A 17,506-nucleotide genomic window follows, 5' to 3' on the forward strand; every position below is an offset into this window, starting at 1 on the left:
TTATGCACAGGAAGTGGATCATGAGTGATATCGCGTTAACCGTAAGCGTGTTGGCCCTGGTCGCTGTTGTTGGCCTGTGGATAGGGAATATCAAAATCCGTGGCGTCGGGTTTGGGATAGGCGGGGTGCTGTTTGGCGGCATTTTTGTCGGGCACTTCGCCGACAAACTCGGGCTGGTCCTCAGCGCCGAAATGCTCCACTTCACTCAGGAGTTCGGCCTGATCCTCTTCGTTTATACCATCGGTATTCAGGTGGGACCGGGCTTTTTCGCCTCACTTCGGGTTTCCGGATTACGGCTCAACCTGTTTGCCCTCGGCATTGTGGTGATGGGCGGGCTGGTCACCGCAATTCTGCATAAAATCTTCGATATCCCGCTGCCCGTGGTGCTGGGGATTTTCTCCGGGGCGGTCACCAACACGCCTGCACTCGGTGCCGGGCAGCAAATCCTGCGCGATTTGGGTATCGAACCCGGCATTGTCGACCAGATGGGGATGAGCTACGCCATGGCCTATCCGTTTGGGATTTGCGGCATTCTGCTCTCCATGTGGCTGGTACGCGTCCTGTTTCGCATTAACGTCGACAAAGAGGCGAAGGACCACGAAACCACGCTCACCAACGGCCATATGCCGATCAAAACCATCAACATTCGGGTCGATAACCCCAACCTGAACAATATGGCGATTCAGGACGTGCCGATCCTGAACAGCGCCAATATCATCTGCTCCCGCCTTAAGCGCGACGATATGCTGATGGTACCCGCGCCAGGCACCGTCATTCAGCAGGGCGATCTGCTGCACCTGGTCGGCCAGCCCGGCGATCTAAACAACGCGCGGCTGGTGATTGGTCAGGAGGTGGATACCTCTCTCTCAACCCGCGGCACCGATATGCGCGTGGAACGCGTTGTGGTGACTAACGAGCTCGTTCTGGGCAAGAAAATACGCGATCTGCAGGTAAAAGAGCGCTACGACGTGGTGATCTCCCGTCTCAACCGAGCGGGCGTCGAGCTGGTCGCCAGCCCGGAGGCAAGCCTGCAGTTCGGGGATATCCTCAACCTGGTCGGGCGTCCGTCGTCCATCGACGCCGTGGCGGATATGGTGGGTAACGCCCAGCAAAAACTGCAGCAGGTGCAGATGCTGCCGGTGTTTATCGGTATCGGACTCGGCGTGCTGCTCGGCTCTATTCCGGTGTACGTGCCGGGCTTCCCGGTGGCGCTCAAGCTGGGCCTGGCGGGCGGGCCGCTGATTATGGCGCTGATCCTCGGGCGTATCGGCTGTATCGGCAAGCTCTACTGGTTTATGCCGCCGAGCGCCAACCTGGCGCTGCGCGAGCTGGGCATCGTCCTGTTCCTGGCGGTGGTCGGGCTAAAATCCGGCGGGGATTTTGTCGATACCCTGGTCAAGGGCGAAGGGATGAGCTGGGTCGGTTACGGCATCTTTATCACGGCGATCCCGCTGCTGACGGTGGGAATACTGGCGCGGATGTTCGCCAAAATGAACTACCTGACCCTGTGCGGCATGCTGGCGGGCTCCATGACCGATCCGCCCGCGCTGGCCTTTGCCAACAACCTGCACGCCACCAGCGGCGCGGCCGCGCTCTCCTATGCCACCGTCTATCCGCTGGTGATGTTCCTGCGCATCATCACCCCGCAGCTACTGGCGGTGCTGTTCTGGGGGATGAGCTAGCAGGTCGTCCGGGTGGATGCGCCGCAGATGGTAGTCCACCTGGTAATCACTGGTATTTCGGAACATCACTGAATAATTGAGGAACTCGCCGCTGTCGCTGTAGGAAAGAGACGTAATGCGCAGCAGCGGCGTCTGTTCCGGCAGGTTCATATAACCGGCCAGCGTTTTATCTGCCAGCACCGGCGTCAGGCTCTCGTAGTTGCCGCTGATGGTGATCCCGCACTCCTTCTCGATGTAATCAAACTTAGACCCCTCAAGATGCGCCAGCGACAGGTTGCGAAACAGCGTCACCGGCATAAAGCTGTCCTCCAGCATCAGCGGCTTCCCGTCCACGTAGCGCACCCGCCGGGAAAAGTAGATCCGCTCATCCACCTGAATCCGCAGCTGGCTGGCGATGGCGGGTGGGGCGGGCATCACTTCGAACTGTAAGACCTTGCTTTTTACCTCTTTCCCCAGTTGACGCAGCACCTCCACCAGCCCGGTCAGGTTGGTGGTTTCGTGGTGAACGTCTTTGCGCGACACAAAGGTTCCGCTGCCGTGCCGCCGCTCAACCAGCCCCCAGCTCACCAGCAGTTCCAGCGCCTTGCGGATGGTCATTCGCGCCACGCCGAACTCCTGCGCCAGCGCTTTTTCGCCGGGCAGAGGGCTGCCGATGTTGTAGTCCGATGAATTCAGCCGCAGCCGCAACCTGTCGGCGATTGATTTGTAGATCACCAGTAGACCTCTCTGCCCTTATCAGGGCGTGGTTTGCGTCCTGACATGTCCATATTTACAGCAAAAAGTAGACCTGATTGGTCAAAATAAAACCATGAATGCGATCACGAATCGCAGCGGCACGCCATGTTCGCGCATCAGTAAGTTCTTATGCTCACCTCAGGCCAGCAAAAAACCATAAAGGCCTCTACCCCTACAGGTTGTTTCATGAGGATTTAAAAATGCTCAGTCAAATACAACGTTTTGGCGGTGCCATGTTTACCCCGGTGTTGCTGTTTCCATTCGCCGGGATCGTGGTGGGAATCGCCATCATGCTTCGCAACCCGCTGTTTGTCGGCGAAGCGCTAACGGCCCCCGATCATCTTTTCGCGCAGATCGTTCACATCATTGAAGAGGGCGGCTGGGCGGTGTTTCGCAACATGCCGCTGATTTTTGCCGTCGGCCTGCCGATTGGCCTGGCGAAGCAGGCGCAGGGCCGCGCCTGTCTGGCGGTGCTGATTAGCTTTCTGACCTGGAACTACTTCATTAACGCGATGGGGATGACCTGGGGCCACTTCTTTGGCGTCGACTTCTCCGCCGAACCGACGGCCGGTAGCGGGCTGGCGATGATTGCCGGGATCAAAACACTCGATACCAGCATCATCGGGGCCATCGTGATTTCAGGCATCGTCACCGCCATCCACAACCGCTACTTCGACAAGCCGCTGCCGGTGTTTCTGGGGATTTTCCAGGGCAGCTCCTTTGTCGTTATCCTCGCGTTCTTCGTCATGATCCCCTGCGCCTGGCTGACGCTGCTGGGCTGGCCGAAAGTACAGATGGGCATCGAGTCCCTCCAGGCGTTCCTGCGCTCCGCCGGCGCGCTGGGCGTGTGGGTGTATACCTTCCTGGAACGCATTCTGATCCCAACCGGATTGCACCACTTCGTCTACGGTCCGTTTATCTTCGGCCCGGCGGCGGTGGAGGGCGGGATTCAGGTCTACTGGGCGCAGCATCTGCAGGAGTTCAGCCAGAGTACCCTGCCGCTGAAAACCCTCTTCCCGGAAGGCGGATTCGCGCTGCACGGCAACTCAAAAGTGTTTGGCTCGGTCGGGATTGCGTTCGCTATCTGGTATACCGCGTCGCCGGAAAACCGCGTCAAGGTGGCGGGGCTGCTGGTCCCGGCCACGCTTACCGCCGTGCTGGTGGGTATTACTGAACCGCTCGAGTTCACCTTCCTGTTTATCTCGCCGCTGCTGTTTGCCGTCCATGCGGTGCTGGCGGCGACTATGGCAACGGTGATGTACGCCTTCGGCGTCGTGGGGAACATGGGCGGCGGCCTGCTGGACCAGTTCCTGCCGCAAAACTGGATCCCCATGTTCCATAACCACGCCTCGACGGTATTCACCCAGATTGGCATCGGCGTCTGCTTCACCGGAATTTACTTCGTGGTCTTCAAAACGCTGATCGAACGTCTGAACCTCAAAACGCCGGGCCGGGAAGAGAGCGAAATCAAACTCTACAGCAAGGCCGACTATAAGGCGGCGCGGGGGCAAACCACCGCCCCGGCAGCGGCCAGCCAGCAGGTCGGGCAGGCCGCCGGGTTCCTGCAGGCGCTCGGCGGCGCGGCTAACGTCGAAAGCATCAACAACTGCGCCACCCGCTTGCGTATCGCCCTGGTCGATATGGCGAAAACGCAAAGCGATGACGTCTTCAAAGCCCTCGGCGCCCACGGCGTGGTGCGACGCGGCAACGGCATTCAGGTGATTGTCGGCCTGCACGTTCCTCAGGTGCGCGACCAGCTGGAATCGCTGATGAAAACCCCTTTATCGAATGAACAAACCACCCTGACAGAGGCTATATCATGAAAAAATTCTCAGTTGTCATTGCAGGCGGCGGCAGCACCTTTACGCCTGGTATCGTCCTGATGCTGTTAGCCAACCGCGACCGTTTCCCGCTGCGCGCCCTGAAGTTTTATGACAACGACGGCGCGCGTCAGGAGACCATTGCCGAAGCGTGCAAAATCATCCTTAAGGAACAAGCCCCGGAGATTGAATTCAGCTACACCACCGATCCTAAAGCGGCGTTTACCGATGTGGATTTCGTGATGGCGCATATCCGCGTGGGCAAATACCCGATGCGCGAAAAAGATGAAAAAATCCCGCTGCGCCACGGCGTGCTGGGCCAGGAAACCTGTGGACCGGGCGGGATTTCCTACGGCATGCGCTCTATCGGCGGCGTACTGGAGCTGGTGGATTATATGGAGCAGTACTCCCCGAACGCGTGGATGCTGAACTACTCCAACCCGGCGGCGATTGTCGCGGAAGCCACTCGCCGCCTGCGCCCGAACGCCAAAATCCTCAACATCTGCGATATGCCGATCGGCATTGAAGGGCGCATGGCGCAGATTGTCGGCCTGAAGGACCGCAAAGAGATGCGCGTGCGCTACTACGGCCTGAACCACTTCGGCTGGTGGACGTCGATTGAAGATCTGAACGGCAACGATCTGATGCCGAAACTGCGCGAATACGTGGCGAAAAAGGGCTATGTTCCCCCTTCTGACGACGCGCATACCGAAGCGAGCTGGAACGATACCTTTGCTAAAGCAAAAGACGTGCAGGCGCTGGATCCGGACACCATGCCGAACACCTACCTGAAGTATTACCTGTTCCCGGACTACGTGGTTGCGCACTCCAACCCGGAACGTACCCGCGCCAATGAAGTTATGGATCACCGTGAGAAGCACGTGTTCAGCGCCTGCCGGGCGATTATCGAAGCCGGTAACTCCGCCGCCGGTGAGCTGGAAATCGACGAACATGCGTCGTACATCGTCGATCTGGCGACGGCAATTGCCTTTAACACCCAGGAGCGGATGCTGCTGATTGTGCCAAACAACGGGGCCATCCATAACTTTGATGCCGACGCGATGGTGGAGATCCCGTGCCTGGTAGGCCATAACGGGCCGGAACCGCTTACGGTGGGCGACATTCCACACTTCCAGAAAGGGCTGATGAGCCAGCAGGTGGCGGTGGAAAAACTGGTGGTGGATGCCTGGGAGCAGCGCTCGTACCAGAAACTCTGGCAGGCGATTACCCTGTCGAAGACCGTGCCGAGCGCGTCCGTCGCGAAAGCGATTCTGGATGACCTGATCGAGGCTAACAAAGCGTACTGGCCAGAGCTGCATTAATCGTCCTGACCGGCATCGCCCGATGCCGGTCTCCTTGTCCTTGTCGATTTACGCTATGCTGAAGCCTGCCCGTAGCACGACAAGGAACCCTCATGAAAATTTCCCGCCTCGGCGAAGCGCCGGACTACCGCTTCTCTCTGGCTAATGAACGTACTTTTTTAGCGTGGATCCGCACCGCGCTGGGCTTTCTTGCCGCAGGGGTCGGTCTCGATCAGCTCGCGCCTGATTTCGCTACGCCGCTGATCCGTGAAGTGCTAGCGCTGCTGCTGTGCCTGTTCGCGGGCGTGCTGGCGATTTACGGCTATCTGCGCTGGCTGCGTAATGAGAAGGCGATGCGTCTGAAGCAGGATCTGCCCTATACGCGCGGGCTGCTGATCATCAGCACGATTCTGCTGACGGTGGCGGGCGTGGTAATGGTGCTGGTGTTCTATGGCGGATAGCCGCAAAGCGCGGCGCGAAGCGGACCCCGGCCTGCAGCCGGAGCGGACGTCACTCGCCTGGCTGCGCACGCTGCTGGGGTATGGCGCGCTGATTGCCCTGGCGATTAAGCACAACTGGCACCGCACCGGGGTGCCATTCTGGGTTTCGCTAGTTGTGCTGGCGCTGGTGGCTATCATTTTATGGCGCTATACCCGCAGCCGTAACCTGATGGACGTGGCGCAGAACGACTTTGTCCAGCCGAAAGCGGTGCGGGATAAGTTCCTGATCGCGCTGGCTGTTCTCTCGCTGTCGCTGCTGTTTGCCGTAACCCACATTCAGCAAATTGTGAGCCTGTAAGCCCGAGGGCGGCTACGCCTTACCGGGCCTACAACTGCCGCGAACCGTAGGCCGGGTAAGGCGCAGCCGCCACCCGGTATAATTACTTCCCTTTCGCCAGATACTTCGCCATCTCGTCTTCCGGCACCATCCCGCCGCCGGTCGCCCACACCAGGTGGGTAACGTTGGTATGCGAATGAACGCGCACCGGCCCGGCCATCCCCGCCAGCGCCGACGGCTCCAGGCGGATCCCTTCCTCCTGCGCCAGCCAGCCGAGCATGTCGTACATGCTCTGATCGGTAAGGGTGTAGAACCCGTCGAGCAGGCGCTCCATCGCTCGGCCCACGAAGCCGGAGGCGCGTCCTACCGCCAGACCGTCCGCCGCCGTCACGTTATCAATGCCCAGATCCTGCACTGCAATCTCATCGTGCAGGCCGGTGTAAACGCCCAGCAGCATGCACGGGGAGTGCGTAGGCTCCGCGAAGAAGCAGTGGACGTTATCGCCAAAGGCCAGCTTCAGGCCAAACGCCACGCCGCCGGGGCCGCCGCCGACGCCGCACGGCAGGTAGACGTACAGGGGATGATCCGCATCCACCACGCGGCCCTGTTCGGCAAACTGCGCCTTCAGGCGCTCGCCTGCAACGGCATAGCCCAGGAATAAGGTGCGGGAATTTTCATCGTCAATGAAGAAACAGTTCGGATCGCTTTCCGCCGCTTTTCGTCCCTGCTCTACCGCCACGCCGTAATCCTGCTCATATTCCACGACGATCACGCCGTGGCTGCGCAGTTTGGCTTTCTTCCACTCGCGGGCGTCGGCAGACATATGCACGGTGACCTTAAAGCCGATGCGGGCGCTCATGATGCCGATAGACATCCCGAGGTTGCCGGTTGAGCCTACCGCAATGCTGTACTGGCTGAAAAAGTCCTTAAAGCGCGGTTCCAGCAGAATACTGTAGTCGTCTTCGAGGCTCAGCAACCCGGCTTCCAGCGCCAGTTTCTCCGCGTGGGTCAGCACCTCATAGATGCCGCCGCGCGCTTTAATCGAGCCGGAGATCGGCAGATGGCTGTCTTTTTTCAGCAGCAGGGTGCCGGGAATGGACTTCGCAGATTCTTTCTCCAGCCGCGTCTGCATCGCCGGGATCGCGACCAGTTCGGATTCGATAATCCCGCCCGTTGCCGCCGTTTCCGGGAAGGCTTTCGCCAGGTACGGCGCGAACCGGTTGAGGCGAGCGTGCGCGTCGTCCACGTCGGCTTTGGTCAGACCGACGTACGGCAACCCTTCTGCAAGCGTCGTGGTGCGCGGGTTAAGCCAGGTAGTTTCTTTCAGGGCGATCAGATCCTCAACCAGAGGAAACTGTGCGGTTAAAGTAGTGATAGTTGCGTTTTCCATAATACGTCTCTTCGCGCTCAGATAATGAAGGAAAGCAGGAATGTGCCGCCAAGTGCAAGCACCGAGGCGATAAACGTCGCCGTCGTATAGTATTTGAAGGTCTCATTCAGGGTCGCGCCGCAGTATTGCTTCACCAGCCAGAAGAGGGAATCGGTGACGATCGTGCAGCCAATAGCGCCGGAACCGATGGCAATGGTGATGATCTCCGGGCTCACGTTCGGGTAGAGCGGCAGCATCGGCGCGACTATCGCCGTGGCGCCCATCATCGCTACCGTCGCGGAGCCTACAGCGGCATGCAGCACCAGCGCCACCAGCCAGGCGAGCAGGATAGGGTGCATGTGCAGGTTCGAGAGAATATGCGCCAGCGTGTCCGCCAGCCCGCTGGTTTTCAGGATGGCGTTAAACGCGCCGCCCGCACCGATAATCAGCAAAATGTTGGCGATAGAGCCGAAGCCGTGCTCGGTGTGCGTCAGCATCGTGCCCATGCCCATATGCTGGCGGATCCCCAGCAGGTAGTAGGCGACAAACACGGCGATAAACATGGCGGTGATCGGGTTGCCGATAAACTCCAGCAGCGTATACAGCGTGCCTTCTCTTGCCATATTCAGCTCGGCAATGGTTTTCACCAGCATCAGGGCAATCGGCAGCAGCACCGTGAACAGCGTGGCGCCCAGCGACGGCAGGGTGTGCTCTTCACGCACCTTCAGGTCTGAAAATTCCGCCGGAACCGGTTTAAACGGCAGACGATTGCCAAGCAGTTTCAGGAACAGCGGGCCGCCGACCAGCGAGGCCATCAGGCCTACCATCAAACCATAAACAATGACCGTTCCGACGTCCGCACCTAATTTATTGGTCACAAACAGGGCCGCAGGATGCGGCGGCACCACGCAGTGTACCGCCATCAGCGCGGTACAGAGCGGAATGGCCAGCTTGAGCAGCGACGTGTGGGTCTTTTTGGCGATGGAAAACGCCAGCGGGATCAGCAGTACCACGCCCACTTCCACGAACAGCGTAATGCCGCAGATAAGGCCCACCAGCACCATAATCACGTCCGCCGACAGCCAGCGGCAGCGCTGCAGCGTAATCCCGATGCGCTCGGCCGCGCCGGAGACTTCCATCATTTTGCCGAGAATGGTGCCCAGACCAATCACCGCCGCCAGGAAGCCCAGCGTACCGCCAATTCCGCTCTCGATGGCGTTCACCATATCCAGCGGGCTCATCCCCATCATCGCGCCGACGAAAAAGCTCGCCAGCAGCAGCGCGAGGAACGGGTGAAACTTCAGTTTTACGATGGTTAAAACAATCAACACAATGCTGACCAGCAGCGTTGCCACAACCCAGACCTGAGATCCCATATCTCACCTCACCCTTATGTCATCTGTGGGTATTGGACGAAAAAACGGCGTGGGCTGACAAACGATATAAATTGGCGTTCAGGTGAGCCAGATTGGATCAACTGAGTGACTGCGCTCTAAAAAGCGCACTTAATTCGTATTAGGTTCACATAAATTCACCCTTGAGCGGTATGCTGAGCGAAGAAACCACGCGCGAGAATTGTGATGACCGATGCAAATGAAGCCAGAAACCGGCTGTTAAACGGCTGGCAGCTGTCGAAAATGTACACCTTTGAAGTCGCCGCCCGGCATGAGTCCTTCGCCCTGGCGGCGGAGGAGCTGTCGCTCAGCCCCAGCGCGGTGAGTCACCGTATCAACCTGCTGGAAGAGGAGCTGGGCATTCAGCTGTTCGTCCGCTCGCACCGGAAAGTCGAGCTGACGCAGGAGGGAAAGCGCGTTTACTGGACGCTGAAATCGTCCCTCGACACCCTGAATCAGGAGATCCTGGACATCAAAAACCAGGCGCTCTCCGGCACGCTGACGGTCTACTCCCGCCCGTCGATTGCCCAGTGCTGGCTGGTGCCCATGCTGGGGGACTTTACCCGCCGCTACCCCTCGATTTCACTCACCATCCTGACCGGCAATGATTACGTTAATATGCAGCGAACGGGCGTCGATCTGGCGCTCTATTTCGACGATACGCCGCCAAACCATCTCTCTCATCACTTCCTGATGGACGAGGAGATTTTGCCCGTCTGCTCACCGCAGTATGCCCGCGAGCATGAACTGCTGAAAAACCCCGATAACCTCAGCCACTGCACGCTGCTGCACGACCGTCAGGCCTGGAGCAATGATTCCGGTACGGATGAGTGGCTGAGCTGGGCGCAGCATTTTGCGATGAATATGCCGCCATCGTCGGGCATTGGTTTCGATCGTTCCGATTTAGCGATTATTGCGGCCATGAACCACGTAGGAGTCGCGATGGGCAGAAAGCGGCTGGTGCAGAAACGGCTCGAGCGGGGCGAGCTGATCGCCCCGTTCGGTGAAAAGACCCTGAAATGTCATCAGCACTACTATATCTCGACGCTCTCTGGCCGTCAGTGGCCGAAAATAGACGCCTTCATCGGCTGGCTGAGAGAGCTGGCAGGTTGAAGAATTATTACGCTTTCGCTCTACACCAAATGTGAAAAAGCGTGCTAAATACAGGTAATGCTTTCGATTTATCCAGGGTAAACCGTGTTAAAGCCTTTTATTGTCTCTGCATTACTGATCTCTTCCGGCTGGGCGATTGCCGCTGAGCCGCCGCTGACGGCTGCCCATTATGCGCAGCAGCTGGGCGTCGGGATGGATGTGGACTGGGCGCGCACCGAGCGCGGCATACGCGAATTCGACCCGCTGGTGGTTCGCGATTTTCGTGCAAAAGGCATTACCCACGTGCGCATCCGCGTGGCCGATGAGCCGACGGAAGCGCGGCTGATCCACCTGCGCAAGCTGGTGGAGGCCTGCGAGCAGTATGGCGTGATCCCGATAGTCGCTTATCAGGCTGATGAATATAAAAACGACCCCAAAGCCGATAACGAGAAAGAGACGATCAACTGGTGGATTGCCGTGGCGCACTATTTCGGTCAGAGCTACCCGCTGCTGGGCTTTGATCTTATTTATGAGCCGGCCGACAAGCTTAACCACAACCTCGCGTCGCTAAACCGCGTGTATGAAAAAACCATTAAAGCGATCCACGACATGGACCCGCAGCGCATGATCTTTATTGCGCCACGCCTGCGTGCCGCGCCGGAGGATTTATCCAGCCTGAAGCTGCCTGCGCACAGTCAAAATTTCCTGCTGGCGGAGTGGCATATTTTTCCGTGGGGGCCGCTGAAAAATAGCGGTAAATACCCGTGGACGTCCGGTACGGCGGCGGAGAAAGCGGCTATCCATAATCGCATCAATACCGCGCTGCGCTGGCAGCAAAAAACCGGGCACGTCAGCTGGGTCGGGGGCTGGGGCGTGGGGGAGTCAAACCACCTCACGCCAACTGCTTCGCAGCTGGCCTTCACCACCTTTATGGCCTGCGAGCTGCAAAAGGCGAAAATCCCGTATGCGCTTAACGCGGATTTCCAGTTTTACGACGGGGAAGAGGGGGCCTGGCGGTCTGCGCCAGAGCCGTTATTGCAGGCGATGATTGCGCCCGTCTGTGAAAAGCCCGGCGAGAAGCCGGGCCATCATGCGGTTAAACCGGCTGCTCGTGATGCGGGACACGCGACGCCAGCGGCAGCCAGCACAGTAAAATCAGCAGCCCCATCAGCGTCATCAGCAGGCCCAAACTAGCCTGCCCGGTCTGCGGCATCATGGCGGAGAGCCAGGCCAGCGCGCCGGAACCGATATTCTGCAAACCGCCCACCAGCGCGCCAGCCGTGCCTGCAAGGAACGGGAACGGCTCCATCGCGCCGCTGGTTGCCAGCGGGAACAGCATTCCCGCACCAAAGAAGAACAGCGCAGCTGGGATGAGCAGCGTCCAGACCGACATCACGTAAAACAGCCCCGGTATCCACATCATCAGACCCGCCAGCAGGCAGCTTATCACCGACTGCCACATCAGGGTTGAGAAGCGTTTGTTCGGGCGTCCGGCAAACCACGCGCCGAAGAACGCCGCCGGGATCGGCAGAATAAACAGAATACTCACCACCATGCTGCTCAGGCCCAGCCCTGCGCCCAGCAGCACGCCGGAGCAGGCTTCGAACACCGCAATGCCCGCCAGGCCGCCGATCAGCATCAGCAGATAGCAGGTAAACGAGCCGTTACCGAAAAGCGTCTTATAGCTGGTGATGAGCTTCGTGCGCGGCGCGTCCTGCGGGCGCGTTTCCGGCATCCAGCGCGCCATGCTGAAGGTGACGATGATGCACAGCACCAGCAGGAAGGCGTAGCAGGCGCGCCAGGACCACATCGTGTCCAGCAGGCCGCCAATCAGCGGGGCCAGCAGCGGGCTGACCAGAATACCCATATTCAACAGGCTGTTGGCATGACGGAGCTGGGTGCCCTGATACATATCGCGCGGTAAGGTACGCGCCATCACCCCGCCGACGCCGGTGCCGACGCCCTGCAGGGCGCTGGCGGCAATCAGTACGGTCAGGCTGTGGGTGGTTATGGCAATTACCGTCGCCACCATGAAAATGCTCATGCCCACCAGGATCACCGGGCGACGCCCGACGCGGTCGGACAGCGGGCCGTAGAAGAGCTGCGAAACGCCATAGGTCAGCAGGTAGGCTGCCATTACGCTCTGCACCGCACCCTCGCGGACGTTCAATTCCTTTGCCATGTCGGCGATAGCCGGAATGTAGATGGTTTGCGCCATCTGACCGACGGCCACCAGTAACACCAGCATCAACAATAAGTTAACGTTCCTTTGTTTTTTCATGTCGCTGAATACTTTTGCCAAAAGAGAAAAATGAAGAATAAGTGACTACGCATTCCCATAAATGCGCGAGGAATCTACCACAGTGAGATGACAATTTAAGCATTGTCGTGGTGAATGAAAAAACCGGGAAAGGCAGGATTTGTAAACAAGAACGGCAACTAATGTTGCCAGTGATTTATGCCAGACGAAGCAGAATGGCACCGCCGGCAATTCCCAGCGCTGCGGCGATGCGCAGACCCGCAACCTTCTCTTTTAAAAGGACAAACGCGATCAGTGCCCCAAAGAGTATGGAGGTTTCACGCAGCGCCGCGACCACCGCCAGCGGTGCCTGCGTCATTGCCCAAAGCGCCAGGCCGTAAGAGCCCATGGTGCCAACGCCGCCGAGTAACCCCTTTTTCCAGTGCAGGCGCAGGTAGCCGGACGCCTCGCGCCGACGCGCCACCATCGCCCAGCTCAGCAGGCAGAAGCCGTTCATAAAGAAGGTCCACAGCGTATAGCCCAGCGCGGTTTCCGATAACCGCACGCCGGTGCCGTCCACCAGCGTGTACCCGGCAATAAAACAGGCGTTCAGCAGCGCGAGCCAGATCCCTTTGCGTGACTGCATTCGGCCATGCATCGCCATAATGAGAATCGACAGGCAGATTATCCCGATACCGGACCAGGCGAGCCAGGAGAGACGATCGCCGAGCGCCAGTACGCTGATCAGCGCCACCAGCAGCGGGGCGGTGCCGCGCATTAGCGGGTAGGTCTGGCTCATGTCAGAGACCTGATAGGTCTTCGCTACCAGCACGGTGTACACCACCTGTAAGGCGCAGGAGACGATCAAAAACGGCCAGCTTTCTGCAGATGGCTGAGGGGAAAACGGCAGTAAGACCAGAGCGATAACCGTGGCGGAGCCGCTGACGCTTATGGCGGAATAGAGCTTGTCCGTTCCGGCTTTGACGATGGCGTTCCAGCTGGCATGCAGCAGCGCGGCGAAGAGCAAAATGCAGAATACGGTGATGGTCATGGCGTATCGGGTGATGAATTGTCACTCAACTGTAACATTCACATCCTGATGCTGCCAGCCGGTTACACCGCACAAAAAAGGCGGTGCGTCACCCGCGGTTCGTCTGAGACCAGCGTAAAACCCGCCCGATTATAAAACCCGCAGGCACTGTCCGGCGCGTGGGTATTCAGGAAATCAAACCAGATGCTGGCATCGGCCATGACCACGGTCAGAAGCTGTTTGCCAATGCCCAGCCCGCGGCACTTCTCGCTGACGTAGAGATGGCGAATGCGCCCGGCGCGCGGCTGCAGGCTGAACGGATCGCGATTCAGACCACATACGCCCACCAGCTTGCCGTTGAGAAACGCACCCAGCAGCTTTTCACCCGGCGCGTTAAAGCGGTTCTCACCGCTCTGCCAGTTCTCCTCTAGCCTGCGCAGCATGTTGAAATTCAATGCGATACTTTCCGCCTTCAGGGCGATATACCCCGGCTCATCCGGTGTGACAGGCTCAATTAACAGACGCGACATAGCATTCCCTCGTTATTAAAGAGGGGCGGTTGCCCGCCCCTCTCAGGTGCGACTTGAACCTGAATTACCGAAGGAATTTCAGGACAGCATCAAGCAGTTGCAGTACTGCAACAATGAGTTTGAGGATAAGTATCACCATATCCACTACGCTCATACGCGTCTCCTTTTGGTTAAAAGGAGCACGATGCTGGCGTACCTTTCCGCCGCCTGTTGCCAGCACCTGGATTGACGTAACACAGTGTGCTCACTTCAGGGGATTAAGGCACTGACGGCACCACCCGTTTCAGCCAGGACTTCGTTGCGCCGGTAGAACTGCGGCCCCCTCGCTCACTGCGAACACCCTCAGTATAGATAAACACTGTATGTATGAACAGTATTTTTTGGACAAAATCAGGAAGGCGATCCATACTCAAAAACGTCAAAATCCGTGCCGGAATTGCGCGTTCGTCTTCGATCGCGTATACTTTTTGCGTTGACGTAACACAGTGTGTTCTGCGGCAACCAACCGCAAAACCCTGATAAAAACCTCGCTTAGGCGGGGTTTTTTGTTTTCTGGTCTGCCCATAAAAAGATGCCCGTTGACTTATTGGCAATGCGTGTCATCATTGCCATAATGGCAACGGACGCGGCAGGCATGCAGTATGCATTTAATCTCTATGAAAGCTATTTTGGATGCGGTAACCCAGCTTCCGCAGCACAAGGAAGAACTCCTTTTTTGGGTCGCACCATCGAAAAGAGCCATTGCCCGACACCTGCTGCGCTGAAGAAACTGTTTCCGACGCTGGATAACTTTAAGTATCTGGATAAGCATTATGTTATTGATATTGCAAACAACAATCTTAGAGTAGTGGCTCTCATATTCTTTGAAAGCCAAAAGTTTTATGTGCGACATGTTTTTACTCATAAGGAATATGACCGTTTTACGGAGAAACATCGCACTAAGGGGAAGAAATGATGATCGTCGCTGATGCAATGAAAGCTACGCATGCCCTTGTTGCGGCCGTTCCTTTACTGGGTGAACAGCCGAGCGAGAAAGATTATAAGGATGCGCTAGAGCTGGTTGAGTATCTTCTTATGAACGAGCCCGATAGCCCCTTGTTGGATATTGTGTGCGCCAGGATTAGCCGTTACGAAGCCAATCGGCCAGAGATAGTCGCATTACGCAAGGAGATGGAGTCCGTTCCCGTCGGTATTGCGGTTTTAAGAACTTTGATGGATCAGTACAACCTGACGATATCGGATTTTCAGGATGAAATTGGCAGTAAATCGATGGTTTCACGGGTTCTGAATGGCCAGAGGCAGCTTACTCTGAACCATATTAAAAAGCTGGCGGCCAGATTTGGGGTATCACCTGCTCTGTTTATTGAGTGAGTAAAAACCGACTTTTTGAGAGTTATCACTCAACAAACGAAACGTGATCCCTGACGCATTTTTGCGCAGATGAAAATATTTCCATTGTCACGCCCGAAAACCTGTGTTTGTATAAATTCAATCAATGATTCCAAACACAGGTCCCCAATGACTTCATCCATCTTCACTTCGACCCTACTAAAAACTGCGCAACCAGCCGCAGTGGTCGTCGTGCGTGTGGTGGTGGTCGTCGGCAATGCGCCGTAGGGACTGGATCAACACACGAATCCAAAACCCCGCCGGCGCAAACCGGGCGGGGTTTTTCGTTTAGGACCCCTCCCGGATACGCTAAGTAGTTCGGGTTGCAGGAAGGCGGCAAGTGAGCGAATCCCCGGGAGCGTACACAGGTACGTGACTGGGGTGAGTGAACGCAGCCAACGCATCTGCAACCTGAAATACGACGCGTAACGTCGGCCCAGAAGAAAAGGACTGGAGCATGGCAATTTCGGGCACAACATCCACCAGGACGCGTTTTACTGGCGCGCAACTGATCGTTCATTTGCTGGAACGGCAGGGCATCACCACCGTTGCGGGTATCCCGGGCGGTACGGTGCTGCCGCTGTACGATGCGTTAAGCCAAAGCACGCAGATCCGCCACGTGCTGGCGCGCCACGAGCAGGGGGCAGGCTTTATCGCTCAGGGCATGGCGCGTACCCAGGGCAAACCGGCGGTCTGCATGGCCTGCAGCGGTCCGGGGGCGACAAACCTGGTCACCGCCATCGCCGACGCGCGTCTCGACTCCATTCCGCTGATCTGCATTACCGGCCAGGTACCGTCCTCCATGATCGGCACCGATGCGTTCCAGGAAGTGGATACCTACGGCATCTCTATCCCCATCACCAAACATAACTATTTAGTTCGCGACATCAGCGAGCTGCCTCAGGTTATCAGCGATGCGTTCCGCATTGCGCAGTCCGGCCGCCCGGGCCCGGTGTGGATAGACATTCCTAAGGATGTCCAGACCGCAGAGATCGAGATCGACGTACTGCCCGAGCCGGGCGACCGTGCCCCCGCGCCCGAATTCAGCGCTGAGAGCGTGCGCGATGCCGCCGCCATGATTAACGCTGCCAAACGCCCGGTGCTCTATCTGGGCGGTGGGGCGATTAACGCTGCGGATGAAATCCGCGAGTTTGCGGAAAAAGCCAACCTGCCAACCACCATGACCCTGATGGCGCTGGGTATGCTGCCTAAAGCGCACCCGCTCTCTCTCGGCATGCTGGGCATGCACGGCGCGCGCAGCACCAACTACATCCTGCAAGAGGCGGATTTGCTGATTGTTATGGGCGCGCGTTTTGATGACCGGGCGATCGGCAAAACCGAGCAGTTCTGCCCGAACGCGAAGATCATTCACGTGGATATCGACCGCGCCGAGCTGGGTAAAATCAAACAGCCGCACGTGGCGATTCAGGGCGACGTGGCCGAGGTACTGGCGCAGCTGATCCCGCAAACCGACGCGACCGACCGCGCCGACTGGCGTCAGCTGGTGGCCGATCTGCAGCGCGAGTTCCCGGGGGCCATACCAACAGAAGGCGACCCGCTGAGCCACTACGGGCTGATCAACGCCGTGGCCGCCTGCGTGGACGACAGCGCGATTATCACCACCGACGTCGGCCAGCATCAGATGTGGACCGCCCAGGCCTACCCGCTGAACCGTCCGCGCCAGTGGCTGACATCCGGCGGTCTCGGCACCATGGGCTTTGGCCTGCCCGCAGCCGTGGGTGCGGCGTTGGCGAATCCGGACCGCAAGGTCATCTGCTTCTCCGGCGACGGCAGCCTGATGATGAACATTCAGGAAATGGCGACCGCGGCCGAAAACCAGTTAGACGTGAAAATCATCCTGATGAACAACGAGGCGCTGGGGCTGGTGCACCAGCAGCAGAGCCTGTTCTACAAGCAGGGCGTGTTTGCGGCGACCTATCCGGGGATGATTAACTTTATGCAGATTGCCGCCGGTTTTGGCCTGCATACCTGCGATCTGAACGCGGAAGAAGACGCCCACGCGGCGCTGCAGGCGGCGATTTCTCGGCCCGGCCCGGCGCTGATCCACGTGCGTATCGACCCTGAACAAAAAGTGTATCCGATGGTGCCGCCGGGTGCGGCAAATACTGAGATGGTGGGGGAATAAGC

At 58.1% G+C, this 17,506-nt stretch carries 17 protein-coding genes and 1 pseudogene; 11 read left to right on the plus strand and 7 right to left on the minus strand.

Translation table 11 applies throughout. The features are described from left to right. Positions 1–20 precede the first annotated feature (20 nt). Positions 21–1,682, plus strand: a complete 1,662-nt coding sequence (locus tag AC2TE5_RS00060; protein WP_213823192.1) for a putative transporter — start codon at positions 21–23, stop codon at positions 1,680–1,682. Here AC2TE5_RS00060 and AC2TE5_RS00065 read toward each other — a convergent pair. After that, positions 1,650–2,396 (minus strand): GntR family transcriptional regulator, encoded by a 747-nt coding sequence (locus AC2TE5_RS00065; RefSeq protein ID WP_484612431.1) that lies wholly within the window; start codon positions 2,394–2,396, stop codon positions 1,650–1,652. The genes AC2TE5_RS00060 and AC2TE5_RS00065 overlap by 33 nt on opposite strands. Positions 2,397–2,617: 221 nt before the next feature. Here AC2TE5_RS00065 and AC2TE5_RS00070 point away from each other — a divergent pair, with 221 nt between their 5' ends. The 4 genes from AC2TE5_RS00070 (at position 2,618) to AC2TE5_RS00085 (ending at position 6,336) form a co-directional block, all read left to right on the plus strand. Next, positions 2,618–4,240, plus strand: a complete 1,623-nt coding sequence (locus AC2TE5_RS00070; protein WP_484612432.1) for an alpha-glucoside-specific PTS transporter subunit IIBC — start codon at positions 2,618–2,620, stop codon at positions 4,238–4,240. Next, positions 4,237–5,559, plus strand: coding sequence for a 6-phospho-alpha-glucosidase (locus AC2TE5_RS00075; protein ID WP_484612433.1), 1,323 nt, complete (start codon positions 4,237–4,239; stop codon positions 5,557–5,559). Before AC2TE5_RS00070 ends, AC2TE5_RS00075 begins: the two co-directional genes overlap by 4 nt. A 92-nt stretch (positions 5,560–5,651) precedes the next feature. Further along, positions 5,652–5,999, plus strand: a complete 348-nt coding sequence (locus AC2TE5_RS00080) for a YidH family protein (protein ID WP_023309821.1) — start codon at positions 5,652–5,654, stop codon at positions 5,997–5,999. After that, the gene (locus tag AC2TE5_RS00085) at positions 5,989–6,336 is read left to right on the plus strand and encodes a DUF202 domain-containing protein (protein ID WP_032662043.1); all 348 of its coding nucleotides are present in this window, start codon (positions 5,989–5,991) and stop codon (positions 6,334–6,336) included. Before AC2TE5_RS00080 ends, AC2TE5_RS00085 begins: the two co-directional genes overlap by 11 nt. 82 nt (positions 6,337–6,418) lie before the next feature. Here the strand turns inward: AC2TE5_RS00085 and dsdA are convergent, their stop codons facing one another. Continuing rightward, the gene (gene dsdA / locus AC2TE5_RS00090; RefSeq protein WP_484612434.1) at positions 6,419–7,705 is read right to left on the minus strand and encodes a D-serine ammonia-lyase; all 1,287 of its coding nucleotides are present in this window, start codon (positions 7,703–7,705) and stop codon (positions 6,419–6,421) included. A gap of 17 nt (positions 7,706–7,722) precedes the next feature. Further along, on the minus strand, positions 7,723–9,060 hold the full coding sequence (dsdX, locus tag AC2TE5_RS00095; RefSeq protein WP_213330437.1) for a D-serine transporter DsdX: 1,338 nt from the start codon (positions 9,058–9,060) through the stop codon (positions 7,723–7,725). Positions 9,061–9,264: 204 nt separating this feature from the next. On the opposite strand from dsdX, the gene dsdC reads away from it, so the two are divergent. Both dsdC and AC2TE5_RS00105 read left to right on the plus strand, forming a co-directional pair. Beyond that, positions 9,265–10,191, plus strand: a complete 927-nt coding sequence (dsdC, locus tag AC2TE5_RS00100) for a DNA-binding transcriptional regulator DsdC (RefSeq protein WP_213330435.1) — start codon at positions 9,265–9,267, stop codon at positions 10,189–10,191. A gap of 84 nt (positions 10,192–10,275) precedes the next feature. Continuing rightward, a complete protein-coding gene (locus AC2TE5_RS00105) occupies positions 10,276–11,364 on the plus strand; it encodes a cellulase family glycosylhydrolase (protein ID WP_484612435.1) in 1,089 nt (362 codons plus the stop codon). Here the strand turns inward: AC2TE5_RS00105 and emrD are convergent. The 4 genes from emrD to tisB form a co-directional block, all read right to left on the minus strand. Further along, positions 11,267–12,451: a multidrug efflux MFS transporter EmrD gene (gene emrD / locus AC2TE5_RS00110; RefSeq protein WP_484612436.1), complete on the minus strand. Its 1,185-nt coding sequence runs from the start codon at positions 12,449–12,451 to the stop codon at positions 11,267–11,269. The two genes, AC2TE5_RS00105 and emrD, sit on opposite strands and share 98 nt — an antisense overlap. A 175-nt stretch (positions 12,452–12,626) precedes the next feature. Next, positions 12,627–13,460: an EamA family transporter gene (locus AC2TE5_RS00115; protein ID WP_484612437.1), complete on the minus strand. Its 834-nt coding sequence runs from the start codon at positions 13,458–13,460 to the stop codon at positions 12,627–12,629. A gap of 62 nt (positions 13,461–13,522) precedes the next feature. Further along, positions 13,523–13,969, minus strand: a complete 447-nt coding sequence (locus AC2TE5_RS00120; RefSeq protein ID WP_484612438.1) for a GNAT family N-acetyltransferase — start codon at positions 13,967–13,969, stop codon at positions 13,523–13,525. 64 nt (positions 13,970–14,033) lie between these two features. Continuing rightward, entirely contained in the window at positions 14,034–14,123 is a 90-nt protein-coding gene (tisB, locus tag AC2TE5_RS00125; RefSeq protein ID WP_023309830.1) for a type I toxin-antitoxin system toxin TisB, read from the minus strand. A gap of 487 nt (positions 14,124–14,610) precedes the next feature. Here tisB and AC2TE5_RS00130 point away from each other — a divergent pair. From AC2TE5_RS00130 to ilvB, 4 genes and pseudogenes are all read left to right on the plus strand, one after another. Next, a pseudogene (locus AC2TE5_RS00130) lies at positions 14,611–14,924 on the plus strand (type II toxin-antitoxin system HigB family toxin). Beyond that, entirely contained in the window at positions 14,921–15,340 is a 420-nt protein-coding gene (locus tag AC2TE5_RS00135; RefSeq protein WP_139156876.1) for a helix-turn-helix domain-containing protein, read from the plus strand. Before AC2TE5_RS00130 ends, AC2TE5_RS00135 begins: the two are co-directional and overlap by 4 nt. 147 nt (positions 15,341–15,487) lie before the next feature. Further along, positions 15,488–15,586 carry an ilvB operon leader peptide IvbL gene (gene ivbL, locus AC2TE5_RS00140; protein ID WP_057979964.1) on the plus strand — a complete coding sequence of 33 codons (99 nt, stop codon included), beginning with the start codon at positions 15,488–15,490 and terminating at the stop codon, positions 15,584–15,586. Between the two features lie 229 nt (positions 15,587–15,815). Next, positions 15,816–17,504, plus strand: coding sequence for an acetolactate synthase large subunit (ilvB, locus tag AC2TE5_RS00145; RefSeq protein ID WP_484612439.1), 1,689 nt, complete (start codon positions 15,816–15,818; stop codon positions 17,502–17,504). Positions 17,505–17,506 lie beyond the last annotated feature (2 nt).

Source organism: Enterobacter sp. N5-15, from assembly GCF_057221635.1.